The organism is Tamlana crocina (genome assembly GCF_012037625.1).
Genome location: NZ_JAAVJS010000470.1, coordinates 1 through 368 on the forward strand (window position 1 = coordinate 1; position 368 = coordinate 368).

The following is a 368-nucleotide window of genomic DNA, read 5'->3' on the forward strand; positions in this document are numbered from 1 at the left end:
CGGTGAAGTTTTAGGTCTTTGCGGTAACTAAAAAAGATAACCGCTACAAAAACCACAAAAAACAATCCGGCGAAAATTAGCTGTCCGGTGCTAAACATTTTTTAATGTTAGGCAAATTTACAGGTTTAAAATGAGAAAAAGCTTACAGGCAGTACAGGAGTTTCATGAAGCTTTCGGTCTTGGTATAGCCCCGAAACCCACAGTCGATCTTCCTTTGGAAAAAGTGCAGTTGCGCTACGAATTGATGAAGGAAGAAAATGAAGAATATTTGCAGGCAGCAAAAGACGGAGATCTTGTAGAAGTTGCAGATGCCCTTGGCGATATGCTGTACATCTTATGCGGCACCATCATAGAACACGGGATGCAGG

1 protein-coding gene is annotated in these 368 nt (G+C 41.8%); it reads left to right on the forward strand.

Translation table 11 applies throughout. The annotated features are described in order from the left end of the window. Window positions 1-130 precede the first annotated feature (130 nt). A partial coding sequence (locus HC176_RS17645; RefSeq protein ID WP_167920309.1) for a nucleoside triphosphate pyrophosphohydrolase family protein occupies window positions 131-368 on the forward strand: 238 nt, incomplete at its 3' end.